This window comes from Gilliamella sp. wkB7, assembly GCF_001693435.1.
GTDB lineage: Bacteria > Pseudomonadota > Gammaproteobacteria > Enterobacterales > Orbaceae > Gilliamella > Gilliamella apicola_N.
Window position 1 is genome coordinate 899,522 of sequence record NZ_CM004509.1, and the last position, 26,867, is coordinate 926,388.

Consider the following 26,867-nt stretch of genomic DNA (forward strand, 5'->3'; position numbering starts at 1 on the left):
GCCAAAGTCGCTTTTTTCATCTTTTTCGTTCTGAGTTGGGTATTAATTTCAGGGGTTATCTATTGTGGAAAAGATTACAGGATGTAATTGATATACTCGACTCCCCTACAACACTGACAAAATTAGCCAGTGATATGGGATTTTCTGATTCGGCTCATTTTAGCAGAACATGTTTATCTAGTTTGGGGCTGAGACCATCACAACTCAAACGAGCTTTAATAATTGATAATAAAGACACTATATACGGAAAACATTACTGTTTGTACAGCGTATTTCAGGCATTACATACCTAAAATACACTGTATTATCGTTTATATACTACTAACTGAATATAAGATTCTTCGTTTCAGAAATATTGACCAAAGATTGCATTTGATTAATCGCAATAACATTGAGCTGTATCAAGCGTTCGCAAGCACTTATACCTTGATGAATTAAGACTGAGTTAATACTGTGCAGATTAGATAAAACGACTAATTGCTCTAATGTAGCAACATTACGTATGTTTCCTTTTTTGATCAGGATTGGCTTGTCGCCATTGTGCTGCTGTCATACCAAATAAAGCTATATTCAGTAAGTCTGCTTCACTGGCATACACTTTCCTTGTCTGTGCATTTGTTAATTGTATCGGAATCAAGTGTTCTTTAATGGCATCTGTATGTATGCGGTAGTTGACCTTTGCCAAAGTACGTTGGAAATTCCATTCCAGTAACATTACTTTGGCTTCTTCATCTTTAAATCTTTGAAATTCTTTAATTAGATAAAGCTTGAATTCAGGGCTGAGCCATGAGCCGAACTCAAAAGCAATATCTTTATAGGCATAAGTGCCACCGTAACGACCTGCCTTGGCTTGTAGGTCAATAGCTCCGGTGAGATCACCCCATTTCTTAGCAGAGAGATAGAAACTGTTTCGACCTGCTTCATTTTTAATTCCCTCAAATTCGAGGGAATTAAAACAGCAGTTATTAATTTTTTCCCATACACCTAAAAATAGTAATGTGTCTTTATTTTTCAGCCATTGCTCAATTAAAGCACTACCACCCTCAAAGTTTTTTACCATATCAGTCAGTGAAATATAATCTTGCTCATGATTGTTTGTAATCGTAACGGTGTTCCTTGCACCACAATACTAAGGCTTTTCTTGGTGTTTCCAATTGGCACATCAAAAACGCCTAATGGGTTTGATTGGTTCAACTTTATCAGTATATTTAACAAATCAACAAAGAAAAGCTAAAATAGTTAACCAATAAATAATTTGAGACACTCAAAATTTAGGTTTAACTTTGATTAAAAATAATATTATTTTACTCAAAATAAGTTCTATATTTGAATGTCCAACGAAACGTCCAATGGGATTTTATGGAAATTTTTTAACGTGTAAATATGATTAATAATCAATATTATAGATTTAGTGACGGGTGGCTTTTATTTTTTCTGCGCTTCCGCCATCTTCTTGATGCGATACTTAAATAACTAATTTCAAATAAACATCAAATTATCTACCTAATCTTTTTACCTACTTTAAAATAACTAATTACTTCCACTTTTTACTACTTAATTTTATTCATAAATATCGGTCATATACTTATCAAACAATCATCTTAATTGCCTAATTTGTGTGCATACCTGTTTTTTTATCAAATAAAAAGTCAAATTCATTATATTTCTCATTTTTAATTTAAGTTGTGCCAGTATCAATTCCTCATATGAGCTTACATTATCAATGACCTTTAATTCTATGGAATTATGTTATATTGATAACATTAACAAACTCATTCTTACACAATGTACCTCATAATGGATATAAAACTCGGTAAAAACGATAAACGTTATATAAAAGGCACGAATGATGTTTATAATATCATGAAGAATGTGCTATTACGTGACAATAAAATAGACCTAGAAAAAGAGTATTTCTAGATTATTGGCATGAATCTAGCGGGTTATATTTTTTATATTGAACACTTTGCCTTAGAGTCTTATAAATCAGTTGATGTTGAACCAATGAAGGGGTTCCGTGTAGCTGCCATGAAAAATGCTTGTCGAGTTATTACCGTAAATAATCATCCCTCAGAACGATTAGCACCCTCTGTACCCGATGAAGATATCATAGATCGAATAATCCAAGTAGGGCATATATTAAATATAGAATTTGTAGACCACTTGATAATATCCCCAGTATCTTATACAAGCTCTCGGTATATTGATTTAATGGATGAGTTGGAAAAAAGCCCTAAATATGTGTCGACTTATCAGGTAGTGGAGTAGATTAGAAAGAAAAAAAGCGGATTGCTAAAGAAAGGTTAGAATTATAGAAAAACAAGACAAAATCTGTTCAAGATAAGGCAAAGGAAGCTAGAGAACAATCTAAAATATTAGCTTTGCTTGAAAAAGGTGTTAAAGTAGAAAATATCGCTAATATTTTAGATATAACACCGAAAACTGTTGAAATTATTATTAATAAAAAATAAGAATTTGTATTTAATAAACTTATAATCCCAAAGTATTCTTGACTAATTGGATAAAGCTTTACTTAAGTTATAATAACACATAATGTTGGTTTGTAATGAAGAGAACTCTAGTTATCTATACTATAGATTAAGAATTGGCTCGGAAATGTAAATTGCAACATCTTCTCCAACCAGACTGAAATATCGGCGTTTATTCCATTTTATTTCAAGAACAATATTTTGTTTTTATCTTTACTTGAGAATTCATTTTAAAAAAAATTGTAGTTATGTTAGTCTATACAAATCAACCTTTTGTATTTTAAGATTGTAAATTCAATTAAAACTATGGATAGATTAGAAAATGCAATAGATAGATTATTTATTCAATCAAAAGGAGAAATAAAATCTCGTATTGAGGAGGTATCCTTTTGTATTGATATTCCAGAAACTCAAGCAAAAGGTTATTGCTATTGCCTAAAAGTTGATGCTAATGGAAATTTGCGATTAATGGATTTGATCGAATTTATAGATACGAAGATTGTTGAGTACGCAATTCCTAAAAAAGAAATTGATGAAGCTAGACAATATTTTAATGAAACACAATCACCATCAAAAGTAGAGCAGCTTAAGAAAAAAGCTAAAGGTCTTTTTACCAACTTAGAAAAAACTGGAGAAGGTGGTGAAATTTTACTCTATATTCTTATTCAAGAATTTTTACAACTACCTCAATTGATTAGTAAGATGTCTTTAAAAACTTCTGGACAACTGCACTATCAAGGGGCTGATGGAGTACACATTAAATATGATACTTCTTCGAAATGCTTAAATTTATATTGGGCAGAAGCCAAGATGTATTCAAAATTTAGTGATGCTATTACAAAGTGTTTTGAAAGTATTAATGGGTTTTTATTAAATTCTCAAGGGTATAAATCTATTCAAGAAAGAGATTTACAGCTAATTACATCTAATATTCATGCTAATGTAAATGATAAAAATTTAGAAAGTATTTTAGTCAGGTATTTTGATAAAGATGATGATCTTTCGAATAATCTTGTATATAAAGCCGTGTGTTTTATAGGTTTTGATTATAAAAAATACCCATTAAGGGATGATTTGACTAATACTACAGAAGATATAAAAAAGGAAATATTAAAAACACATAATAAATGGTATAGAAGTTTAAGTAATAAAATCAGGAAGCATATAAACCTTGAGAAAAAAGAGATACATGTTTTTTTATTACCATTCCCATCAGTTGAAGAATTTAGAAAATACTACTTGGAAATATTAGATTAATGCTTGCAGAAAAAGTTTATAATTTGAGAAGCTTTAGGAGACAGTATGATGCACTTCTTGTTTTGTCTGTTTGCGATACAATACCCAATTTAATATGGGAGAATGAAAAGTAGTCACTACTTAAAATAATTGATTGGAATAATCTTTTAGGTATTGCATCTATATTAAGCTACTCTTCAAATAGCCTGCATCTAGATGCCGCATTAAGAATTTCACAAACTTGCTTAATCCAAGATACCTGTTCAGAAACCCAAAAGAGTGCATCGGCTATTATATTGGATAATTTAACTAATAAATTAGCTATAAAAATGGCTATACATAAAGAATACCTGAATAGTAATTATGAAGAAAATTATCCAATTACATTTAAGTTACAAAAAATAAGATCCGACTTCGAGAATTCTATTTTTATAAAAGATAAGTTAATATTTTTAAATAGATTCCAAAAACAAGTTTATGAAGCACACAAAAAGAATGAAATTATTAGTATTTCAGCTCCAACTTCTGCAGGAAAATCCTTTGTTCTTTGCAATGTTCTTTTAGAAGAGTTGATTGAAGGTAATAAAAATATCATCTATTTAGTTCCTACTAGAGCGCTTATCAGTCAAGTAGAATTAGATTTAAGAAGCCTTATCAAGGCTAATCAATTAGAAGAAAATATAAATATTTCAACAGTTCCTCCTCAAGAAGAGATAGAAATTAATAAATCAAATGTATTTATCTTTACACAAGAAAGATTACATTGGTTTTTAATTGAAAATAAATCCATTTCTTTACATTTACTTATTATAGATGAGGCTCATAAAATAGAGGATAAAAATAGAGGTATATTATTGCAACAAAAACTCGAAGAAACAGTTAGGTATAACCCCAAAATTAAAGTGTATTTTTCTAGTCCTTATACTTCCAATCCTGAAATATTACTGGAAAATGTTTTAAGTGATGGTAAAAAGAATATCGTTAACACACAGTTCCTAGCTGTTAATCAAAATTTAATTTATGCAACACAGATCCCTAGAAAATTAAAAGAATGGCAGTTAACCATTTGTACTACTGATAAAACTTTACCTATAGGGAAACTTATTTTGGAACATATACCTTCGACAGAGTTACATAAGATTGTTCTTCTTTCGGAAAGATTTTCTGATCAGGATAGTGGTAATTTAATATATTGTAATGGAGCTGCGGATGCTGAAAAAATATCGTTATTATTGTTTGACCTACTAGAACAATCATCAATTTCATCTGAAATAACAGAGCTTATAACTCTTGTAAAAGAAGCTATTCATCCTAATTATGCTCTTGCTACAGTATTACAGAAAGGGATTGCCTTTCATTATGGAAATATGCCGTTGTTAATAAGGCAGGAAATAGAACGACTTTTTTCAAATGGAAATATTAAATACCTTGTATGCACATCAACCCTTTTAGAAGGGGTAAATTTACCTGCAAAATCGATTTTTATGAAAAAACCCACTAGAGGTAAAAATAACCCATTAAATGAAAATGATTTTTGGAATTTAGCAGGGCGGGCAGGAAGGTGGGGAAAAGAATTTAGTGGCAATATTATTTGTATTGAACCTGACTCATGGAAAATAGAGCCGAATCCGAATAAATCAAAACAAATAATCAAACGAGCACTAAATATTGTTGAAGAAAATGGTGAAGAGCTTTTAAATTTTATTTCAGATAAAGCTCCAAGAAAAGATGCTAATTCAAGGCAGGATTTAGAAGTCGCATTCGGCTATTATTATATTAAATACATTTTAAATAAAGAAACTTTCCCTCAAACATCTTTTCATGAAAAATTACTTCCAAAATTGCAATATATTAGTTCTACAATTGAGTTACCTTCTTATATTATTAAGAGAAATCCTGGAATTTCGCCTATAGCTCAACAATCGCTACTCGACTATTTTAAAAGTAATATAGATAGAATTGAAGAAGTTATCCCTGTTTATCCTAATGATGTAAATGCTCTCGAAGAATATACAAGGTTAATAGGTCGAATCGGTAAAACGATTTCTGAATATCCAAAGCAATTAAACCAATCTAGAGCTTTACTTGTTATTAATTGGATGACAGGAAAACCCTTGTCATACCTAATTAAAAAAAGTTATGAATCTTATCAAAAAAATCCTAAATACAATAAGACAAAAACTCTCCCAGTAGTTATTAGAGAGGTTATGGACAATATAGAAAAGTTTGTAAGATTTAAATTTGCAAAAGATTCTAGTTGTTATATTGACATATTAAGATATTTTTTAGAAATTAATAAGAGATACGATTTATTAGAAAATATACCGCAGTTAAATTTATGGTTAGAATTCGGTGTTTCTCAAAAAACACATCTATCGTTGTTATCTTTAGGATTGAGTCGTAATACAGTTATTGTGCTGACAGATTATATAGTTAATACTCAAATGTCCAAAAATGAGAGCTTGGATTGGATTAAAAGACAAGACTTAGACCAATTAGACATATCTTCAATTATTATTGAAGACATAAAAAAAATTTTATAAATATACTTTTTATGAGCATAAGACTCATTTTAAAAGTATATTTAATTCTAATTATTTCATGAAAAACAAGATTTATTTTTATAGCTAATTGATTTTACAGTCATTCATTTCTTTTAAATTATATACGTCTTTAATATTCATTCCCTTCCCGTCCCCCATGCCCTAAACCCGTAGATGTGAGGGCTAGTGCCTCTTTTTCGATAAAACCTTGTTAAATGTAGTATTGAGTCATGCCCTGTAAAAGTATGAGGTGAGATTTTGCCGGTTAAGCCTAATAGCTTTGTTTGGTTACACCAGTAGGTCATTGGGGATGTGCTGATAAGATTAATATAAAATGTCAGTGAAGTTTTCTAAATCTATAGAATAGTTAAACTAAAAAAGCCACTGATTTAGAATAGACTAAATTTACCGCTCAAACGGTAGTCTTAGCTTAACATATCACCCAATAGGGTATTTAAATTCAGGCTCTTTCTTGTATGGCTAATAAGTCCCGCATCAGAACGAGGGCTAAGTGTGTAGTTGACCAATGTACGCAAGGTATACCGCAGATTTAAAGATCGTATCTATCTGGAATTCGGAAACGTTTAACGGTTTCCAATAAGATACACTTAACACGTGCATAACGTTTGATTATTATTCATTTGATTCATAATAAAAAATATCACTTAAAACTGTCTAAAATGTTTCCTACTTTTATTGATCATTATACTTCCTTACTATCTCTTTTTTAATTGAAAGCTTGATATGTAATGTATGAAGTATTTTGAAGCGAGTTGGCTTTCAAGCCAATGGATGTTACATTAACATCATCCGTCTAATATTAGTAAACGTTCAAAGACAATTTACGCCAAATATAGCAATAAATCGAGAGGTCTATTCGCTATTTCGTTATTGACTCGACAGACCTTAAAGTCTTTGGTAAATGTAAATTAAAAAAAGCAAAACATGGCGCAAATCACACTTAGCTATTGATGTGGATACTCACGAAGCTATTAGTACACAAGCCAGCCTTGTCAATGTTGGCGATAAGGAAGTGCAAAGTCTTGTTGGAGCAAATCATAATGAAAATAGGAAACACGTTGAGTAATGTTGCATCTAAAATCGAAGTAAAACCATACTCACCACTCTATGCAACTGAAATATGCGATTTGTTTCATTCGACTATTCATGCTATTGATACCGATATTTATAGCAAAGCAGAGCAAGAAGCATGGTGCCCAACACCACCAGATTATCAGATGTGGTTAAAACGTTTAGATAACACTCAGCCTTGGATGGCTATCTTTGGCTCACGTCTTGCGGGGTTTATTGAACTTAGAGATAATGGTTACATAGACTGTCTATACGTACATCCTGACTTTCAAAAGCGTGGCATAGCTAGAAAACTCTATAACCATGTTCTTGACTTGGCCTACCAGAAAAAGTTTTCACAATTAAGTGTGGATGCGTCAAAAGTGGCCATGCCAATTTTCAAAAAATGGGGTTTTAAAATAAAGTGGGCTAATAAAATATACAGAAAAAATCAGGTACTGATAAATTACCATATGTATAGACCACTTTGATTTTTATTGCGACCTTTATACAGTAAAGCTTCACTCAAACTAAATTCCTAACCGCGCTTTTTTGAGGCATTTGTTCTTATATTTAGACCTAAATACCTCTAGATAAGTGACTATTTATCGCCATTCTCCTGTTTTAAGCGCAACTTTCCTGCTGTACAGATACCCCTTGTTTGTGTAGTGGTTTAATAATTCTTAACACCAAATAAGATGGTAAAATAACATCATCAAAATGAGATGAACCATGATAATGAAACTTCAAAGTTATCCAACAGAATTTAAACGAGATGCAGCATCTCTGGTCGTTGAGCAAGGATACTGTAGTGGTCAAGTCAATTAAGTTCAAGCTCTATGTGGAAAAATAAAAAATTTTTCTGCTATCCTCCAAATAGATTCCTTACCTCTATTTTTATGCCACTACAATTATCTGTAACAAACAGCAGGATTTAGCTAATAGTATAATACTAAATTTGTCCACTGCACTTTTGCCATTCCAGCGTAGCATCAATTTCAACACCGCCAGAGCGTACCGGCTCTACTGAAGACAGAAAGAGACGGTCACCTTCAATGCGTGCTCGGCGAAGCTGGCGTTGACCGCACCAGTTTGGGAAAAGCGACACATCCATGCCGTGAATGATTGTTCCGGGCTCCTCGCCCAGTTTCCATGGACCACTATAGGCGATATATGTGGTTGCTTCCGCCTTGAACTCCTCAGGAGAAGCGACAAACCAGTCTCCCGATACAAAATGAGAGCGATCAGGGGCACAAAGTTGTGCCGACATGTAGCCATCTGGTGTGTAAAGGATCAATCCTTGGGGGCGATCGGTCATAGGTTGGCGTATTGGAGATCCGTCTCGCGGTCGTTCAATGTAGCTTACAAGGCGCCATGCCCCGATTAATTGTTCACGAAGAATATGAGTCATCAAAAATTCCCTCTTTTTTAGGCATAAAGCCCGTCAGTATTGGTCGATTTAAAGTTTCTTCAATGGTACAAGGAGATAACTATCACACTCAGCACCAAAATGAATATGATGAACGCCCTTGTTACGGGACGGTGGCATCACTTCTTGAGACTTGGCCCATGCTGGCATCGTTGCTGGTCCACCGCCTGCCAGATGGATCATCTCTGGCTCCGTACCAGGTTCAAACGTAAAGCTGTTCTTTGGCAGATCAATCGCCGCCTGTCCGAAAGGTAAGTTGACAGGATCATTACGGAAAGGTTCGATCGTAAGTTTTAACTGTTCACCTGGATGAAACTTCATTGCCAACGGCCAGATGCCTATATCAACAGGTACCACTTCTTTAGGTGAAAGTCGCTGTTCACCTTGTAGAAGAAGTACTGGATCTATCTCAGTTGAAAGGACAGGATCCAGAGCACGACGTGAAACCCTCAGATAACTTGCCGTTCGGGTCGGTGCTGCGCCACCGGGATATGTCTCGCGAATAATGGCTCGTCCCGCAGAATCCACTTTCTCTAAATAAATAGTAAGATCCATGTCATCCGCCCCATCGGCTTCGACAAATAAACGCAGCTTGCTATAGCCAATAAGCTCCGCCTCATGATCAATCGGCAATAAGAATGTAGCTGAACCACCATTCACATTGTAAGAAACGACACCCGATTTCTTGGATGACGTGGTTGACAGTGAAGAAACATCAACTATATGAAGCTTGATATGATCATAACCATTTGGAGGAAACGCCTCGACAATACGATCAACCTCATCCTTGTGCCCGGGATCGAGAACCGAGATACGAACTTTTGGGGTTTCTTCCCATCCATTTTTCTCGCCTTTCAGATATCGATCGAAAAAGCGTTTAAGTTCAGCCTGATGAGCAGGATCGTAGAAATCCGGCCACTCTTGTTTATTATGAACACGTAGCCATTTCTCTTTGGATGAAATTCTGCGCCACGCGTCAAACGTTCCATATGTATGAGCGACATTATCGTAGCTAGCAACGATATAGGCTGGGACTTCGATGCGCTCAAGGCGCGCAGCTTTATCTGCCCAGTAAGGCGTCATATCCTGTTCAGTCGCAGCCATACGCGGCATATCTTCCAAAAGGTGCTCACCACCAAAGCTTTGGATTAGCGCTTCTGGGAATGCGGTGCGAGGGATGCCACCACGGAGAAAATCACCGCGGGCAATATCGGTACAACCCTCCCATGGCGCTATGGCAGCTAAGTGCGGTGGTTGTTCTGCTGCGATAAACCACTGCGAAACACACAGCCAGCTATTACCAGCCATACCTACTTTACCATTAGACCAACCTTGACTTGCCACCCAGTCAATTACGTCACAGCCGTCTTCGGCGGTCTGCCGACCCCAGCCGACAATATTTCCACCAGAACGATAAGCACCACGAATGTCGGGATTGATCACGGCGTAACCAGCATTGACCCAGTAAGCTGGATCAGGACCTTCCCATTTCATCATTTCAGACGTCATACTTAATTTGACGCCATAACGTTCTGGAATTTCGTCCAGCCATTGGCCACCAATCTCTTTGCCATATGGACTCCAAGCGAGAATTGCCGGATGGACAGCATCGCCGACAGGACGGAAAACATCAGTATAAATCACCGTACCATCACGTAGTGTGATCGCGAGATCGCGCTCAAACATAATGTCACAAGGTAATGGCATCGCACCCTCACGTCGAATGGTTCCTTTACGCAGAATTTCTGATCCAGGCTTGAAACCGGGATAACGCACTCGTGGTGCATCCAAAGGTAATGGACGACGGAAGTAGGTCGGATAAGCATCGTTGCCATAGATTCGAAGAGGCAGCTTTTCGGAAAAAGGAACTTCATTTTTTGATGACGCTGCAAACGCCGAGTTAATTGGCTTTCCGATGAATGGCAAACCGAACTGACTGGCGGCAAGAGCCCCGCCGGCGATCCCCATTGCACTCAGGAAGCGTCGTCGGCTTATGGACTCGGTAGTATTGATGCAAGGTAGATGTATTGTCGGAGACTGTTTTGATTTAGTCATAGCAGATCCTTTCTTTGGTTTCGGTTATTGTTGACAATAATAAAATTCGGTACTTATAATGTCCAATGACATTATGTTCCCCCTGTAATTCCAAGAGGTAATAATGGAACTCCGCCATCTGAAATCTTTCGTCGTACTGGCTGAGGAGCTGCATTTTGGAAGAGCGGCGAAGCGTCTGCACATCGTCCAGTCGGCACTTAGCAAGCAAATGCTGCTCCTTGAGGAATCCGTAGGATGCCGTTTACTCAATCGCAATCGTCGAGGTGTGACGCTTAGCGAAGCGGGAAAGGTGTTCCTTGAAGAGGCAAATCAAGCTCTTGAACATGTTGAGCGCGCGATCGAAACTGCATGGCGCGTTAGCAAGGGGCTATTAGGACGTGTACGGATCGGCTATTCAGCCATCGCAGTTCATTCTGGTATTTTGACATCAGCCCTCACGCGGATCGAACACGCCATGCCTGAGGTCGAAGTACTGCTACAACAAATTGAACCATGGGAACAAAATGAAAGGCTTATGACTGATAAGGTTGACTTCGTATTCGCTCCTGTCCTTGACAACTATCAACAGACGCTTCGAGTGCACCATCTTACAAAATTGCCCGTAGTCGTAGGTATGTCGGTTCATCATGTACTTGCTTCCAAACCCATAATTGAACTTGAAGACCTCAAGGAAGAAGTGTTTATCGAATTTGCCAATAGTGACGGTGAGGCTCTTGACGTAGTGAAAAGTCTTATTGGTCTTCATCCCCAAACAGTCATCGCAAAATCCGACCCGATCGCAGTCCTAGCACTTGTTCAAGCTCAGCGTGGCATCTGTGTGTTACCTACAGTACTTCAGCTACCAAATTTTCCACAGGTTACGTATAAACCTCTTACAACGAACTGCGCGGTTCTACTGTCACTTATCAGCCGACGAGATGGAAATGATCCTTTACTAAACAAGCTCAAAGAGATCTTGATTGCACCAACTATTTTAGCTCAAGATCACCCCAGATCGGTATTGATCAAGTAAATTAGAATACACACTTAGCGTTTTTCCCAAAAAGTGTTTCTGATTGAATGGATGTTAATCCTCTATTGTATTGATGAGGCTTAAGTCGAGTTAACAGAGACAAGAAAGAGGCGTTAAATATATTTAAATGTGGAGGCATTAGGGATTTGGAAGAGAATGCAAAATCACTTATTGAATTAGATTTTTAGTATTTATTAGGCAATAGATGATTATATCCTAGGAATAGGACTATACAGAGGGATTTACGGCAGCAAAAACAGAGAAATTAGAAATATACAACAATATGTATAATATCAATATTATTTACTCGAGATATGTTAAAAATCTCAAGTAAATAAAGAAATCCTTTAATTTATTAAATAAGAATATCAAAAAGTTTTATTTTAGCTGTAGATTAGGTGATAGTTTAGTAGCCGCAAAAAAAGTATAGTCGAAATTCACCAAATCATGAATATAAAAAGGATCTGATTTCATAATATTTTGTGCTTCTTCAATTGAATCACTCATTACTAAAATTATACCCCCTGATTTATCTTCCAGAAGCCCAGATGCTAGAAATTTATTTTTTGCAAAAAAATCATCTAAAAATACATTGTGCTCATCGAGTTTTGCAAAAATTTCAGGCATAGGTTTTTTAAACGTTAAAGTTACAATTATCATTTTTATTCCTTATTTAAAATCTATTTAATTCAATATAGTAAATTTCGTATTTCATAAAAATCAACTGATGTAATTTTCAGTGTTTATATATTATTTAAAAACATGAATTAGATCTTTTGCTCTTTATCCTGCAATCATTACATAATCATCTTCATAAGATAACCTTTTAGCTAATTTTTTAAAAGCGCCTACTTTTTCTGCTTTGTTTGGCCTTTCATATGAATTACTTTTATTACAATTATTGCCATTCATCAATATAGTCATTTTTTCATCTTTAGCTATTTTATATCCGATATAAAAGCTTTTACTATCTTAAAATGATTTTATAGCAAAATTATAATTGTCTTCGCCTTGTCCCTAATGAATTAATAGAAGTTATACCAATATATACATTGGGCTTTTGCGATTAAAAAAATAATCAAAACGCTCGTTAAAAATAGAATTAACCTAAAATGAAGTATATTACCTATCTTTTCCAAAAAACAATCTTCATTATTCTAAAGAAATAGAAAGGAATTTGAGAAAGAATAGCTGAAGTTAAATCCAGCTATTTTTTTATTTAAAAATTTTTATGCTTAATTAAATAACTTTATCAACAATAATTTTTTTTGCTATTAGATATTGTTCATCATTAAGATTAATCGCTTGATCGGTGATCACTCGGTGGATTGATTCGATCGGCTTTAATTGATAGGGTTGTTTTTGACCAAATTTTGAGGAATCGGTAATAATAATGTTTTCACAAGGTTTGGTTAATATTGTATTGACTAATTCGGTACGCATTTGGTTTCGTCCTGAAAAACCTGTAGTTGGTAAAAAACCGTCAATACCTATAAACGCTTTGTCGAAATGTAAATGTTTTATCGCAAGGCAAGCTAATTCACCCACAACGCTTTCACTTTTCTTTTGATATTCTCCTCCAATCAAAATCACTTTTAAATCGGTATTTTTCAGTAATTGAGCAATGTAATAACTGGAAGTAATTAAAGTGATTCGGCGAGTGTAGGCTAAATGCCTTGCTAATAAGGCGTTGGTACTCCCTCCTTCAATAAAGATATGTTCATCATTATTGACTAGCGAAGCCGCATATTCTGCTATCTTTTGTTTTAATGGGAACTTTATTTTCATGCGAGCATCAAGATTGTCGCTATCGACCGCAACAGCATAACCATGCTCTCGCTTTAAATAACCGTTTTGCTCTAAGAAATTGAGATCATGACGAATGGTCACAACAGAAACATTAAATTGCTCAGCTAAATCATTGACACTAACTTGATTGAGTTCATTAACTTTATAAATAATCTCTTGTTGTCGTTCATTCATTAAATAAAGCATAATCACCTGTTATAAAATTGCCATATCCATATATTAATATATGAGTAAACACATAAAGAAAAATAGTAATGAATTAAATCGTATTTGTCATTATAAAAGTGACAATGATCGATTTAGTTATAAATTACTGTATTAATCTTTTAAAAACGATCTCGTTAAGTCAAAAAAAGACCTACATCAGTAGATCTTTACTTTAATTGCCAAGGTTTATAAATTACCTATTAATTAGATAACGTGCTCTGTTCTTTCGATAATATCATCCTGAGTATCAAGTCCTATAGCTTTAAAGAATACTGAATAATCAGCAATACAAACAACTGAATCATAATATATAGATTTTATTATTGAATATAGACTAGATACTATTAATATGACAAATTAAACAAAGTATAAGTAACAAACATTTATTAATAATATCAAATTGAAAAGATATATATGGAATGAGAATACATTGGGGATAATTCTATGAATAAAAAAATACTATTTTTACTCATGCTATTTATGAGTCGTTTTGCGCAAAGTCAGGAAGTAACTTGGGATCTAACTTTTGATGACAAATATAATTTACCTTTAATCATGATAAATTATCAAGGTGAAAAAATTCAGATGATATTGGACACGGGGTCTAATATAGCTTTACACCTACCGATGGATTTAATTAATAAAATCCCTAATAAAATGGAAAATTCTGAAAAAAACAGGTCGACTGATCTTTCTGGTAGTGTCACAGAACTGCGATCATTTATCATCGATAAGTTAGTGTTAAATTCTTTTATCTTTAATAATGTGCAAGTCGTCGAATATAAAGATTGGGGATTATATATTTCGAGTGATCAAACTAATAATAGTGAGGATACTAATGAAGATAAACCTGTTATTGGGCTTGGATTGTTTGATGATTATGTATTAACTATCAATTATCCTGAAAGTAATATAACCATATCAGATGATATTGCAACAAACTTAACTCCACAATGGATTGCCATTCCCTTTGACTTAAATGATGAAGGTTTGGTTGTCAATCTGTCCGATGGTATAAAGAATTATAAAATGATTTTAGATACAGGGGCGACATTATCACTCATCAAACAACAATCCCTGTCACCGGAATCAATTACAATAAGCGATCCTGAAGATGATTTTAAAGCTATATCACTTGATGTGAATAATGTCGCGAATGATAGCGTTCTTCCAATAATAATTGATTCATTTCCTAATGAATTTCAAGCTGACGGATTATTAGGCGCCGACTTTTTAAGTAAAAACAGAGTTAAAATTGATTTTAAAAATAAGCAAATGTGGATTCAACCTGCTGTGATAAAATGATTTATTTTAATATTTAAAGTCGATAATCAAATCATTGAAAAAGACCTACATCAGTAGGTCTTTACATTAATTACTGAGGTTTATAATTAATTAGATAACATGCTCTGTTCTAGCGATAATATCATCCTGAGTATCGGGTGATAGTGCTGTAAAGAACGCAGAATAACCAGCAACACGAACAACTAAGTCACGATATTGATCCGGATGTGCTTTAGCAGCAAGTAACGTATCACGTGAAACAACATTATATTGAACATGCCATCCTTTATGAACCTCAAAAAATGTTCGTAGCATCATCATGAGTTTTAACTTATCACGCGGATTGTCTAAGGTTGATGGATTGAGTTTTTGATTTAAAAGCACGCCACCAAGAATCTTATCCGTTGGTAATTTACCTAATGAGTTAAATACTGCTGTTGGCCCTAAGGTATCAGTACCTGATGATGGGCTGGCACCTTCAGCTAATGGTGTCCATGCTTTACGTCCATCTGGTGTTGCCGCAGTTTGTGCTCCAAATGGCACATTAGCAGAGATAGATGAAGTACCAGCGTAATAAGTACCACCAATTGGACCACGACCATAGCGAGGGTTACGATAATTTTTTAACTCATCAATATAATAGTTATATAGTTCAGCTAAAAGATAATCCACTTCATCGTTATCATTACCGTATTTCGGCGCATTATTGAGTAGGCGTTGACGTAATTGTTCACCGGCAGAACCTTCAAAGTTTTCAGCCAATGCTTTAGCTAAATCGGATTGTTTGATGATGTGTTCATCAAAAATTAATTTTTTAACTGCTTCAAAGCTGTTAGTAGTATTGGCTAGTCCGACTTGTAAGCCTGATACCCAATCATATTTCGCACCACCTTGTTTAAGCGTTTTACCGCGTTCAATACAATCATCAACTAATACTGAGCAAATAATGTCATGAGCATTTTCTTCTAAGATAGTATCAATCACATACTCAATTTCGATTGATTTTCGAGTATAGTAGCGAATTTGTTTATCCCATTGCGCTTTAACTTCGTCAAAACTTTTGAAGTTATTTTTACTAAGTGCTTGTTCTTGAGGTAAGTAAACAACACCACTGGTTGCATCTTTACCACCCTCTAAAGTTGCGAGTGCAACACGAGCAAAGTTAATAAAGCTCATCCCCGTGCAACGATATCCCCATTTACCCGGCACCGCAGTTTCAATACAGCCAATAGCAGAATATTGGTAAGCATCCTCACGTTCTACACCGAGTTTAATAAATTCAGGAATAACGATTTCGTCATTATTAAACGCTGGCATACCAAAACCACAACGAATAACTTGTACGCAAGCATCTAAAAAGTCATCACTCATTCCAGCATGATAGCGTACACTTAAATTAGGTTGAGTTGATTTTAATCGTCCGCAAGACTCTAAAATAGCATAAGATAATGAGTTAACGGCATCAACAGCAACATCATCTACCAGCTTTTGACCACCAATTGTTACGTTTTGATACATCGGACTACCGGCTGAACTTTTAGAGTGTGAGCCTGAACGAATTTTATTGACTTCTAATAGTTTTAACCAACAGCTGTGCAATAACTCAATTGCCGCCTCGCGAGACAATGTTTTTTCTTGCTCAACATCTTTTTCATACCATGAAGAAAGATATTGGTCCATGCGACCGAACGATACTGAGTGACCATTTGATTCAATTTGTAACAATAACATAACAAAATAACATAATTGGACTGCTTGCCAGAATGTTTCTGGTGGTCTATGAGCGATAACATCACAGTTCTTAGCAATCTGTAATAATTCATCTTTACGCCATGAACGTTCTTCTTTAGTTGCCATTTCACGGGCTAATTCAGCATAACGTTCAATGTATTCACTCATGGCCTGCATTGAAATTTCAGATGCATTCAAGAAGTGATCTTTATGGAAATCATCAAAATCAGTGGTATTGATGCGACTACGACGTTCTTTAATTTTGTCAATAATACCATCAATACCTTTTTCCAAAATAAATGGGAAGTTAACAGCAAGATGAGCATCACCGGAATTCATATTCCCTTCAGCTTTGATCATAACAGTATCAAGTAATGATTTGTGTTCATCACTGAATAGTGCATAACAGCGGTCAAGTACCGTTTGGCCATGCCACCATGGGCAAACGCGGTGTAAAACTTCTTTATCGTGTTCGGTAACTTCAAATCCTGCACCAGGACGATCACCTAATACATCTATCTCTTTTTCAACCCAACCAACGGTATATTCTGGAAATATTGGTGCAGCTCTAGGTGAACTCGCTTGATTACCAACGATTAATTCATCGTGTTTTATCCAAATTGTTTTTTTACTTAAATGATTTGCTAATGCATAAGCGCGACGTAATACAACTGGTTTTGCCAAATGTTCTTGGTAAGATTCGGTATAATGTTCTGCACGTTCTACGCAAATCGGTGGTTTAATAATATGAATCAATGCATTTTTATGTGCTTTAATCCTTGGTGTGACAGTAGTAAGGTCTAGAGTAGACATAAGTTTCTCCTTGGTTATCCTCGTAAAACAGCGGTTAACTGTTTTTGTTCGGCATAGTTGGTTGCAAAGTCAATGATATTTGCGTCATTTAGAGGTTCTTTAGGTGCGTGATAAGGCAGATCGAGCATTTTGTATTTGTTTATACCTAAAGTGTGATATGGTAAAAAATGGATCTCATCAGTCGGTATTTCGCTAGCGACAAAATCGACAATACTTTTTATCGATTTTTCATCAGCATTGAATCCTTGAATTAATGGCACTCGAATGGTGATTTTTTTGTTAGCATTAGCAAGATGTTGGAAGTTTTTTAAAATTCTTTTGGCTGAGCCTTTGGTCCATGCATGAAAAATAGATTCGTCAGTATGTTTTAAATCAGCCAAGAAAAGATCTAAATACGGTAATGAAGCTTCTATGTTCTTCCAAGGAACATGCAGGCAAGTCTCAACTGCGGTGTGATAGCTTTGTTGTTTGCAAGCAGCTAGAATTTCTTGACTTAATTTGGGTTGCATAAATGGCTCACCGCCAGATAATGTTACCCCTCCACCAGAACGTTGATAAAAAGGACTATCCTTATTAATGGTTTGCATCACCTCTTGTACTGATAACAATTCACCACACACAGTTAATGCTAAACTTGGACAAATATTTTGCATTTTTTTATAATCAGCTTGTTCAAATTCTTTTCGATTAATCCGAATGTGTCCATTTGATTTATTAATTAAATTTGGGCAAGATGCAGAACAAAGATCACAATCACTCATGCAAAGCCTTTCATCGAACAGAATTTCTTGCTTAGCGGATTGACTTTCTGGGTTCTGACACCAAAAACACCCTAAAGAACACCCTTTCAAGAAAACTACTGTTCGAATTCCTGGCCCATCATGAGTCGAATATCGTTGTAAATTAAAAATCATACATTACCTCAATATTTTTTCTACATAGTAATAACTTTCGAACGAAAGCGTCTGTGATCTAAATCACATTTTTTAGTATTAAAATCAAAAGTAAGATCTTGGTCACGTTTTTTAATTGAATCATTTTTTTGTGAATTATTAATCTTTCGGTCTTAAATTTATTTAAGCCTTAATCAAAAAAATATGAGGAAGAACAAGAATATTTTTTAGGTATTGATGTTGGTGGTGCTAAAACCGCATACGGACTTTTTGATAGCAATAACAATTTAATTTTAATAAATACCTGCTAATCCTAATTTAGAAGCACAAGCTTTTTTGATGAGAATGCCGATAATGTCAATATAATTCTTAAGAATAATGATGTTTAGAATTCTAATTTTTGTGATGTTGGCATAGGTATACCTTTTTATATTTTTATAAAGAAAGTTGTATTATGAAAACGACAAACTTACCTAAGATAAAAGATTTTCCTGCCCGCAGTTATTTATATAAAAAGTTAGTCGGAAATATTAGAATCATGCTTGATAACGATGCACATACAGCAACATTAGCTGAACATCGTAATGGCGCTAGGCGTGGTTTTATACATATGCTTTATTACTAGATTTTTGAAAGATATTTTATTGATAATAAATTATTTTGTCGGCGTTATTATAAGGCAGGAAAAACCAAACATATGATTACAATTGATATTGAAAAGAAAATGCATCTAGTGGCAACTGAATTTTGTTCAGAAAATGATACCATGAAAAATATGCTAGGTAATGTTCAACCTCAAGATGTTTATGCAGCTTTAATTGCCACTAACCAATATGGCGAAAATTATTTATCAAGAAAAAATAAGTAAAATTTTCCCTAACCCTAATTAATACTCGAAATCATAGAGAAATTATATAAATAGTTTCTCTATTAAAAGAGAGATAACAATTTTCAAATTTTTTTTTCACTTAACAAATTTACTCCTAAAAATGTTATTACATAATTTTTTATTTGAATTATAGAAATCATTCCAAACTATCTATTTTTGATAAATATCTTATAACTTGATAAATATAGCGCTACCGTAAATGAAATTAAGATTAAAGGTAATTATTTATCGCACTTAAGCAGTTTATTATTTTCTACTGGGATTTTGACGGATATATCACAGTAAATAGAATTTTATCCAATACAGTTGTAGTGACTAATTGATTTGGTGCAGTTTTGTTGCTGCTTGTGTCGTTAAAGCAAGGAGTGCCAATAACTTAATATTTTATTTGGATAAAAAAAATAGTTATCTAACTGAAAAATAGCGGGATTATCTATCTCACTTAAGATTATTCCATATTCAAGAAATAAGATTTTCAAGTTAGTGATTGCATTTTCAGTGAACAGACTACACCAGAGTTTTTTAAAATAACTAAATACTGGTTGAACTTCATGCTGTTGTGAAATCGCTTTAGGAAACTCATCCCAATTAGTTTGCATTGATCGCAAAACATAACTTTTCGCTCTTAAAAAGGGTATTTTTTAAATAAAGACTCATTAGCCAGAAATAAAGCCTCATAAATGCAGAACTACCTGTAGGCTGTACATTATATTTAATAATTAAATAAAACGTGGCTCCTCATTATCAATGAGCTGATTAATATCAATCTGCTCTTTACCGAAAGTTGTTTGATAATGAAACTCTAATAGATGATTGCAGTTTAAAAGCTTATATGCTTATAAAATCAATCTCGATTGTTCACTATGAAATTCAGATGATCCCTATAATAAAACAGTAATTTTATAATTATCGTCTATTTGATTCAGACTCTCATAGAGATAAGAAAATATCTACTCATGCGATTCAATATAGAATTGGTCATTAATTTTATTAAAACTAAACAGTTCATGGAAAGCAAAACACAATTCCCTTTTATTTTTTAATAGATCATCTACAGATAAATTTTGAGGAGTAATAATGACACTATTAAGCATTGCTAACGACTGCATTGACTTTTTTGACCATTGCTTATCGTGATTTTTTTTATTCATCCCAAAATTAAAATTTTTCTCAGTCAATCCATAGATAAATAGACATATACTAAATAATATTGATGTTATAAATACTGAAATTCGACTAAGAATCACTAATAAAAGGGTATTGTTACTAATATTTATAGGAGTAACAAATATTGTAAGAGAGAATAAGCATATAAATATTAGTACTATGATGATCATCCAGCCTCGCAATCTAATTGGCTTAGGTGCCTGTAATCTTACAATATTCGTTTTAGACCACAGCGTTACTCCTAGTGCTTATATTTTATGATATTAATCGACTACGCGCATATTCAACCATATCTTTAGGATAATAAATAAAGCGGTGAAGAGTACTATCATCAATATTTTTTAGGTATGCTACCGCTGCGGCTTCAAAACACCAGTAGCCAACAAAAGAACAACAATCTCGAGAATCGCCTTGTTGATTTAAATGACTATCTATGTATTCATATCCAGTTTCACGTAATCCATCGTACCAAAAGCGTAAATATTCGTCTAAAAATTTTAATGTGTCTTTCGGTTTTTCGGCATGAATGGCTTTATAAAGTGGATTACGAAAAGATAATTCACTCGGTGTTTCTTCTTCAGTAATAGGATAATCTGGAATTTTCATTGCAATTAGACTATCTATCGATTTTTCTCTATTTTCTTGATCATAATCGACGGCTTTTACTATGGTTTCAAACCAATCAATACGTTCATATAAAATACATAAACCTAATAAATTTGACAGAGTTTCAGTTTCAAAATATTCCGTTAATATAATTATCATCATTTTATCATCTGGATTCGCAATATTATATCTGTCTACATAATCATTTGAGTTCTTTATAAGTTTTATAATGTATTCCATTTTATTAAATAATTCATTACAACTCTTTCCTACGGTATAATCTAAACAAAATTGTTGATATTGCAGTTCTACCATAAACTCAGCATAACCATTTTTTTCTCTTTTCATATCGCTATCAACTCTACTAATTAGTTTGTTGAGCCTTTTTTGAAAATAATGGTAAAAATCTTCATCTAATAGTTTTTGACGACGTTGTTGTTCAAATTCCGACATGATTATTTCAACTCCTAAATTTATTTTTTACTTATTTTTTCTTTTTTTGTTTGTGTTGTTTTTATTTTCGAGACTTCGCTTTTTTTCTGAAATAATAAGGTTAATGTTCTTTTCACCATATTTATGGATCAAAAAACCAGAATGTTTAGAATGATCTGCACCGGAGTTGGACCCATTATTAAGAAGTGCTTCAATATGTTCAAGTCCAGGATTTACCAACAATGATACAATTATGATATGGCGAGTATATATCTTATGATAATCATCTATTCGCATTATACGTCCAAAATCATATTTAGTTCCATCATCAAGTGAAACAAGTAACTGTCTTATCCGCATACTAATCCAATAATGATCCATTTGTACAATAGGTTCATTTTTATATTTTCCAGAAAGCACATTTAATTTACTTGCTATAAAATTAGTCGAATTTATTCCTACTCCCGTTGTTGCTTTTGCTTCAACCACTGCATATTTTTTACCTCGATTAGTAGAAAGCTTTGCCCGCCAAAAACCGTCAATTCCTCTTTCATTATTTATTGTACTATTACGTTTAAGTTTTCTATTATTATTTAACTTACCTAAATTTGATGCACTCGGTAATTTTTTCCATGTTCCTTGTTGAGCTTTGTCATGCCCATCCCATTGATCTTTGCCCCAATCTAGGTTTTCCAAACAATAATAATCAGCAATATGTTCACCAACACCTCCAATAGCAGAAGTAATATTCGGAAACTTGCTTCGAATTCTAGCTATCAAATTACCTCGACTTCTTGTTACCGTAGGTTTACTACTACCTTTATTCGTAGTATTGGTCTTTTTAGTATTAGTTGATGTCGTAGTATTGGTCTTTTTAGTAGTAACATTGCTTGGTCTTGCGGAATTTTTGCGGTGAAGAGCGCGATTAATGGCAGCTAGAACTGCAGGAGCTAGTACATTTTTTATTATATCTTCTAATTGATTACTAAGTCCACCTAAAACACTATCTACTGTTTCAGGAAGGCCTACCCAACGAGCAGTTTTATATTGTCTAAGTTGAGCAACATATTTGATGCGAATTTCATTCAAATACTTTCGTATGTAAGACGCATCGATTAATTTTCGTAAATACCCTTCGGGATTTAATGGGTAGTTATAATTCCAACGCTTATTAGTTTCTTCAATAATTGCGATACTCAAATCAAATATTATCGGACCATAAAAATCTGGTTTTTTAATTAATGATTTTAACGCAAGACGAAAGCCACCACCAATACCAGGAATAAAAGAAATAATACCCATTAATAATTGAAATTTTGCTTGGGAGCGCACTTCAGGGTCTTTCTCCTTATACAAACACCAAGTAGCTTCACCCACTTCCGCTGCTGCTAGTAATATTGACCCTGGTGGCATACTTGATGCTACAGCTTTAGCCATGTCACTCATGAATTCCTTATATTCTTTTTCTGAAGTCAATTTCTCTCTACCTCGCTGATTTAAATATTAATAATAAATACGTTATAACATAATTTTATCATCGCATTCATCAGTCATTATCTTTTTTCTATTCGTTATTTTGTTCTGCGATTTCTAGGTATTCTTCTGTATATTCTACGTAACAATCGATAAAGGCATCTAATTCTTCAGGTGTTATATTAATATGTTCTTGCAATTGCTCAATTACGCTAGCTTTTGAATAATCTTTCGCATCATATTCCACATCCGGAAAAATAGGATCATCAGTACTGTAACCAAAAAAGACATTAGCATAACCAGTAGGTGTATTTTCAAGTAAGACCTCTCCATTATCATCTAAAATACCCTCTCGAACAGAACCATCTTCAAATTCAACGCGATAATTCGCTCTAGGAATAGGATTTAGATTACTGTCATGATAAAAAATTTTAAGCTGCCCAGTTTCATCAACAAACGGAGCAGGTAGATTTGGAGATGGTAAATTTAGATAATCTACCCCCATTTTTTGTAATGCATTACTTTTTATATAAACATTATCCGCCGTGCCCAGCTCTATCCCTGCACTGCTAATTTTGATGTATGAACCGCCACACATTAACGTCAGCTCTTCACTTGCGGTAATCGTCAGCTCACCATCGACACTGTCTATTTTAATATCTTGCTTGGCAGCCATATTCAGGTTGGCATTTTGCGCCTGCACCTCAACATCACCTTGGTTGGCAAAGACTTTCATTCCTGATTTATGGGCAAACAGAACGATGGATTCACCGGATGAGACGGTAATGTTTTTTAACGCATTAATGTCAGTTTGGTTTTCACTGGTCATTGAAACACTGTTTGAAGTGGACAGTTGAATGTTTTCCGGACTGGTTAAAGCGATGCCCTCTTGTGCATAAGCAATAATACCACTTTGGGCTAATTGGGTTAATGTCGCTTTAAGTTGCTCTTGACTGTCGGTATCTGCGCCATGGGCTTCAGATGAGGTTGCTGCATTTTGCAGTGCTTTAGCAATTGATAACGCATTTTCAAGCTGAGTAATGGCACCTTGCATATCCAGTTGTTTACCCTGTGCCTTAGGCTCGGTCTGACTGGTCAGATATAAACCTTTATTGGCAGCAATCGCTCCCCACTCATCGGTGCGCAGTTCAAATCCCTCACCACGCTGCTCTTTGTTTTGGTCAACTAAATGCCCGATGTTAAGCTGGGTTTTACCGTATTCGGTCGCTAACTTAATGTGCTCTTGTCCGCGCTTATCATCCATCCGCAGTTTGTTGTTAGCAGGGGTACGAATTACATTTCGGTGTTTGTTTATGGTGGTCACATGGTCAGGGTGGCCACTGTCATGCATCGCATGTGCGATATAAGGTCGGTCCGGATTACCGTTAGTAAACGCAACCGCAACTTCTGTGCCGTCAATCAGTGGAAAGTGAAAACCATAGGTACTGCCCGCATACGGTTTAGCCAGTCTTAACCATAAACTTTCTTCACCGTTTCGCCACTCTTTTAAATCAAAGTTAAATTTAACCCGATAGCGCCCTTGTGTATCAATATAACCATAGGTGTCATTATTCGGACTGGTTACCCGTGCCGGTAAAGTGCCGTCAATAGTCGGAAAAGGAATCGGCTCCGGGCGGTAAGGTTTTAATGGCTGGTAAGGTATGGCGGTAAAACTCAGTTCATAAGCCTCACTGCGGTTTCCCTGTCCTTGCACCGTTAATATCATTACCCCCTCATCTATTCCAGCTATCGTACTGCCTTTGATGCGGATATGTTGACCCGGAGCTAAATTGGCCTGATTGCTTTTACCCCGGATAACAATTTGACGGCTAATGGCGTGTTCATGGCGAATACGGGCATACCATTCTCCACTTTCAACACTATTACCCGTGTTAGCTTGATTACGGTTAGTATCACTGCTGTTGTTATTGTTATTATTAGTGTTAGTTTTATCGTTATTATTGTCGTTGTCATTACTATTGCCGTTACTGCTTTGACCGTCGTCGGTATCGATATCACCACTGTTTTCATTATCATTGCCATCATTATTATTGTTGGTGTTACTATTAATTCCATTATTGCTGTCACCATTGCTATTTAACCCTTTATAGTGCTCATCATAACGGTAATCAGTACCATAAGTGGTGTTATCTTTTAGTTGGCTGTTAACTTCTCCCAGTAAATTCGCCTGCGCATCGCGGTAGTTATAATCCTGTACTTGTACCGAAGATTCCACCATCTGACTGTGTAAGGTCATATCCCAGACACTTTCAACGCTGTTATCCAGTGTGCCGCTCGGTTGTTTGTACACAATATCAGCTACCTGCTGATAACCTTGCTCATAATCACTGATGACCATTACATCACAGTTGTGTTCACCATGCGTTTCAAATCGGAAATAGACCCCCACATCAGCAAGCAGTCTTTGAATAAATTCAAGGTCACTCTCCTGCCACTGGGTGATAAACTCACGCTCCGGATATTGCTCTTTAAGTGCTAAACGATAATCAATCCCTGTATAACCATGACCACGCAAGACCTCTTCAACCACACTGATAACGCTTTGATTCTGAAAAATAGCACAATTATGACTTAATGAAAGTTTTGCTAATTGTGAAGACAAGACAACCTGATAACGAGCCTCATCGTTACTGACTGATAATTGACTGAACTGGGTAATCACACCATAAAGAGTGCGTGAGCCGCCTTGAGATAATAGTGAATTTAACGGATTAAGCGGATTAAATTGGGTTAAAGAATTAAGTGAATCGAGTGGATTGGATTGTTTAAGTTTATCTAACTGTTTTAATGGCTCAGAGTGTTTTAATGCATCTAATGGATTAGCCGAAGTTAAGGAATTAAGTGCATTAAGTCCTTGAGTTGCAAAGTCGCTTAAACTGCCAGAATTAGCAGGATTAAAACTCAAACGGGCATTTTGGTTAAGAAATGACTCAACAGAAAGTTGTTTATCCGAGCTGGTGAAAATAATCGTATAGTGCCAAGGCTGGTTAAGTTGCTCATTACCCTCGACTTGTAAGATTGAAACCTCAGCAGGCAAACCATCAATATTTAACGTATAGCGATTATGACTGACCCCATTAACTAAACCTTGCCTTAAGCCCTGACTTAAACCATTGCCCAATTGATTCACCTGATTAGCTAATCCTTTCTCCATGTTATCCTCTATATATTTCATGTCCCCTGCAAATAACACAATGTTTTATTGAACTATTTATTATTATTATTTTTATCTGACCGGTTAATTATTATTATAAAAATTGCCAATAGTCAGTAAGGAGTTAAAATCAGTCAGATTTAAAAATAATCTAAAAAATAATATAAAATACACTGTTTAGGGTATTTTGCAACCTTTTTTTAAAAAAATTTTTAAATTCAAGTTAGATAGATAACTGACTGATATTACTAATAATATCATCAAAATATAGATAACAAATTGTCGCCTAAACATGATCAAAAAAGGATTAGTAGAATTTGGCTTTTGCAGATTTTTTATTGAGTATTTTGCACAGAATTTTTACTAAGATTTGTAACTAAAAAATCATTTTTACTCAGATATAGCCATGACCTGAAACTTTTTGACACAAATAACTGTCAGTACAACAGTAAAAAATATTTTTAAAACGATTACTAAGAGAATGAATAGAATATAGGGAATATTAAATAATTAAATTTAGATAAATATAACAATATGATTTTAACACAATAAA

General features: G+C 34.6%; 21 protein-coding genes and 2 pseudogenes. 11 read left to right on the top strand and 12 right to left on the bottom strand.

What is annotated here, in order from left to right:
* Positions 1-62 precede the first annotated feature (62 nt).
* Entirely contained in the window at positions 63-293 is a 231-nt protein-coding gene (locus tag A9G17_RS13385) for a helix-turn-helix domain-containing protein (protein ID WP_442903424.1), read from the top strand.
* A gap of 28 nt (positions 294-321) precedes the next feature.
* On the opposite strand, the pseudogene A9G17_RS03905 reads toward A9G17_RS13385, so the two are convergent.
* Positions 322-1,102 (bottom strand): annotated as a pseudogene (locus A9G17_RS03905) (KilA-N domain-containing protein).
* Positions 1,103-1,929: 827 nt separating this feature from the next.
* Between A9G17_RS03905 and A9G17_RS03910 the strand changes: the two are divergent.
* The 6 genes and pseudogenes from A9G17_RS03910 (at position 1,930) to A9G17_RS03925 (ending at position 7,830) form a co-directional block, all read left to right on the top strand.
* Positions 1,930-2,268 (top strand): JAB domain-containing protein, encoded by a 339-nt coding sequence (locus A9G17_RS03910; protein ID WP_065737592.1) that lies wholly within the window; start codon positions 1,930-1,932, stop codon positions 2,266-2,268.
* A gap of 113 nt (positions 2,269-2,381) precedes the next feature.
* Positions 2,382-2,471 carry a hypothetical protein gene (locus A9G17_RS13390; protein WP_176714251.1) on the top strand — a complete coding sequence of 30 codons (90 nt, stop codon included), beginning with the start codon at positions 2,382-2,384 and terminating at the stop codon, positions 2,469-2,471.
* A gap of 324 nt (positions 2,472-2,795) precedes the next feature.
* Positions 2,796-3,746 (top strand): HamA C-terminal domain-containing protein, encoded by a 951-nt coding sequence (locus tag A9G17_RS03915; protein WP_065737593.1) that lies wholly within the window; start codon positions 2,796-2,798, stop codon positions 3,744-3,746.
* A 275-nt stretch (positions 3,747-4,021) separates the two neighbouring features.
* Positions 4,022-6,268, top strand: a complete 2,247-nt coding sequence (locus A9G17_RS03920) for a DEAD/DEAH box helicase (protein ID WP_141677555.1) — start codon at positions 4,022-4,024, stop codon at positions 6,266-6,268.
* Positions 6,269-7,087: 819 nt separating this feature from the next.
* Positions 7,088-7,304 (top strand): annotated as a pseudogene (locus tag A9G17_RS13225) (IS5/IS1182 family transposase); the annotation flags it as partial.
* A gap of 25 nt (positions 7,305-7,329) precedes the next feature.
* On the top strand, positions 7,330-7,830 hold the full coding sequence (locus tag A9G17_RS03925; RefSeq protein ID WP_141677556.1) for a GNAT family N-acetyltransferase: 501 nt from the start codon (positions 7,330-7,332) through the stop codon (positions 7,828-7,830).
* A 461-nt stretch (positions 7,831-8,291) separates the two neighbouring features.
* On the opposite strand, the gene A9G17_RS03930 is transcribed toward A9G17_RS03925, so the two are convergent.
* Positions 8,292-8,750, bottom strand: coding sequence for a lipocalin-like domain-containing protein (locus A9G17_RS03930; RefSeq protein WP_065737595.1), 459 nt, complete (start codon positions 8,748-8,750; stop codon positions 8,292-8,294).
* Positions 8,751-8,798: 48 nt separating this feature from the next.
* Positions 8,799-10,823, bottom strand: a complete 2,025-nt coding sequence (locus A9G17_RS03935) for a CocE/NonD family hydrolase (RefSeq protein WP_065737596.1) — start codon at positions 10,821-10,823, stop codon at positions 8,799-8,801.
* 103 nt (positions 10,824-10,926) lie between these two features.
* Here A9G17_RS03935 and A9G17_RS03940 point away from each other — a divergent pair, with 103 nt between their 5' ends.
* On the top strand, positions 10,927-11,835 hold the full coding sequence (locus tag A9G17_RS03940; RefSeq protein WP_065737597.1) for a LysR family transcriptional regulator: 909 nt from the start codon (positions 10,927-10,929) through the stop codon (positions 11,833-11,835).
* Positions 11,836-12,213: 378 nt separating this feature from the next.
* Here A9G17_RS03940 and A9G17_RS03945 read toward each other — a convergent pair whose 3' ends face one another.
* From A9G17_RS03945 to A9G17_RS03950, 3 genes are all read right to left on the bottom strand, one after another.
* Positions 12,214-12,495: a YciI family protein gene (locus A9G17_RS03945; protein WP_065737598.1), complete on the bottom strand. Its 282-nt coding sequence runs from the start codon at positions 12,493-12,495 to the stop codon at positions 12,214-12,216.
* Between the two features lie 123 nt (positions 12,496-12,618).
* A complete protein-coding gene (locus A9G17_RS13055; protein ID WP_172397845.1) occupies positions 12,619-12,759 on the bottom strand; it encodes a hypothetical protein in 141 nt (46 codons plus the stop codon).
* Between the two features lie 315 nt (positions 12,760-13,074).
* Positions 13,075-13,818, bottom strand: coding sequence for a DeoR/GlpR family DNA-binding transcription regulator (locus tag A9G17_RS03950; protein ID WP_065739077.1), 744 nt, complete (start codon positions 13,816-13,818; stop codon positions 13,075-13,077).
* Positions 13,819-14,295: 477 nt separating this feature from the next.
* On the opposite strand from A9G17_RS03950, the gene A9G17_RS03955 reads away from it, so the two are divergent.
* Positions 14,296-15,156: a pepsin/retropepsin-like aspartic protease family protein gene (locus tag A9G17_RS03955; RefSeq protein WP_065737599.1), complete on the top strand. Its 861-nt coding sequence runs from the start codon at positions 14,296-14,298 to the stop codon at positions 15,154-15,156.
* A gap of 90 nt (positions 15,157-15,246) precedes the next feature.
* Here the strand turns inward: A9G17_RS03955 and A9G17_RS03960 are convergent, their stop codons facing one another.
* Complete coding sequence (locus A9G17_RS03960) at positions 15,247-17,679, bottom strand: formate C-acetyltransferase/glycerol dehydratase family glycyl radical enzyme (protein ID WP_065737600.1); 2,433 nt, start codon at positions 17,677-17,679, stop codon at positions 15,247-15,249.
* A gap of 14 nt (positions 17,680-17,693) precedes the next feature.
* Positions 17,694-18,593 carry a glycyl-radical enzyme activating protein gene (locus A9G17_RS03965; RefSeq protein ID WP_065737601.1) on the bottom strand — a complete coding sequence of 300 codons (900 nt, stop codon included), beginning with the start codon at positions 18,591-18,593 and terminating at the stop codon, positions 17,694-17,696.
* Between the two features lie 433 nt (positions 18,594-19,026).
* Here A9G17_RS03965 and A9G17_RS12930 point away from each other — a divergent pair, with 433 nt between their 5' ends.
* Positions 19,027-19,197: an ROK family protein gene (locus A9G17_RS12930; protein WP_141677558.1), complete on the top strand. Its 171-nt coding sequence runs from the start codon at positions 19,027-19,029 to the stop codon at positions 19,195-19,197.
* A gap of 72 nt (positions 19,198-19,269) precedes the next feature.
* The gene (locus tag A9G17_RS13060) at positions 19,270-19,440 is read left to right on the top strand and encodes a hypothetical protein (RefSeq protein WP_176714252.1); all 171 of its coding nucleotides are present in this window, start codon (positions 19,270-19,272) and stop codon (positions 19,438-19,440) included.
* A 374-nt stretch (positions 19,441-19,814) separates the two neighbouring features.
* Here the strand turns inward: A9G17_RS13060 and A9G17_RS03970 are convergent, their stop codons facing one another.
* From A9G17_RS03970 to A9G17_RS03990, 4 genes are all read right to left on the bottom strand, one after another.
* On the bottom strand, positions 19,815-20,060 hold the full coding sequence (locus A9G17_RS03970; RefSeq protein WP_065737602.1) for a hypothetical protein: 246 nt from the start codon (positions 20,058-20,060) through the stop codon (positions 19,815-19,817).
* 823 nt (positions 20,061-20,883) lie between these two features.
* The gene (locus A9G17_RS03980) at positions 20,884-21,687 is read right to left on the bottom strand and encodes a PoNe immunity protein domain-containing protein (RefSeq protein ID WP_065737604.1); all 804 of its coding nucleotides are present in this window, start codon (positions 21,685-21,687) and stop codon (positions 20,884-20,886) included.
* A 27-nt stretch (positions 21,688-21,714) separates the two neighbouring features.
* Positions 21,715-23,142 carry a hypothetical protein gene (locus A9G17_RS03985; RefSeq protein ID WP_141677559.1) on the bottom strand — a complete coding sequence of 476 codons (1,428 nt, stop codon included), beginning with the start codon at positions 23,140-23,142 and terminating at the stop codon, positions 21,715-21,717.
* Between the two features lie 88 nt (positions 23,143-23,230).
* Entirely contained in the window at positions 23,231-26,314 is a 3,084-nt protein-coding gene (locus A9G17_RS03990) for a type VI secretion system Vgr family protein (protein WP_065737606.1), read from the bottom strand.
* Between the last annotated feature and the right edge of the window lie 553 nt (positions 26,315-26,867).

Bases quoted from the DNA above. Each gene is read 5' to 3' on its own strand.
- A9G17_RS03910 (WP_065737592.1), top strand. From the start codon at position 1,930: ATGAATCTAGCGGGTTATATTTTTTATATTGAACACTTTGCCTTAGAG.
- A9G17_RS03915 (WP_065737593.1), top strand. From the start codon at position 2,796: ATGGATAGATTAGAAAATGCAATAGATAGATTATTTATTCAATCAAAA.
- A9G17_RS03925 (WP_141677556.1), top strand. From the start codon at position 7,330: ATGAAAATAGGAAACACGTTGAGTAATGTTGCATCTAAAATCGAAGTA.
- A9G17_RS03930 (WP_065737595.1), bottom strand. From the start codon at position 8,750: ATGACTCATATTCTTCGTGAACAATTAATCGGGGCATGGCGCCTTGTA.
- A9G17_RS03935 (WP_065737596.1), bottom strand. From the start codon at position 10,823: ATGACTAAATCAAAACAGTCTCCGACAATACATCTACCTTGCATCAAT.
- A9G17_RS03940 (WP_065737597.1), top strand. From the start codon at position 10,927: ATGGAACTCCGCCATCTGAAATCTTTCGTCGTACTGGCTGAGGAGCTG.
- A9G17_RS03945 (WP_065737598.1), bottom strand. From the start codon at position 12,495: ATGATAATTGTAACTTTAACGTTTAAAAAACCTATGCCTGAAATTTTT.
- A9G17_RS13055 (WP_172397845.1), bottom strand. From the start codon at position 12,759: ATGACTATATTGATGAATGGCAATAATTGTAATAAAAGTAATTCATAT.
- A9G17_RS03950 (WP_065739077.1), bottom strand. From the start codon at position 13,818: ATGAATGAACGACAACAAGAGATTATTTATAAAGTTAATGAACTCAAT.
- A9G17_RS03955 (WP_065737599.1), top strand. From the start codon at position 14,296: ATGAATAAAAAAATACTATTTTTACTCATGCTATTTATGAGTCGTTTT.
- A9G17_RS03960 (WP_065737600.1), bottom strand. From the start codon at position 17,679: ATGTCTACTCTAGACCTTACTACTGTCACACCAAGGATTAAAGCACAT.
- A9G17_RS03965 (WP_065737601.1), bottom strand. From the start codon at position 18,593: ATGATTTTTAATTTACAACGATATTCGACTCATGATGGGCCAGGAATT.
- A9G17_RS12930 (WP_141677558.1), top strand. From the start codon at position 19,027: ATGAAAACGACAAACTTACCTAAGATAAAAGATTTTCCTGCCCGCAGT.
- A9G17_RS13060 (WP_176714252.1), top strand. From the start codon at position 19,270: ATGATTACAATTGATATTGAAAAGAAAATGCATCTAGTGGCAACTGAA.
- A9G17_RS03970 (WP_065737602.1), bottom strand. From the start codon at position 20,060: ATGCAAACTAATTGGGATGAGTTTCCTAAAGCGATTTCACAACAGCAT.
- A9G17_RS03980 (WP_065737604.1), bottom strand. From the start codon at position 21,687: ATGTCGGAATTTGAACAACAACGTCGTCAAAAACTATTAGATGAAGAT.
- A9G17_RS03990 (WP_065737606.1), bottom strand. From the start codon at position 26,314: ATGGAGAAAGGATTAGCTAATCAGGTGAATCAATTGGGCAATGGTTTA.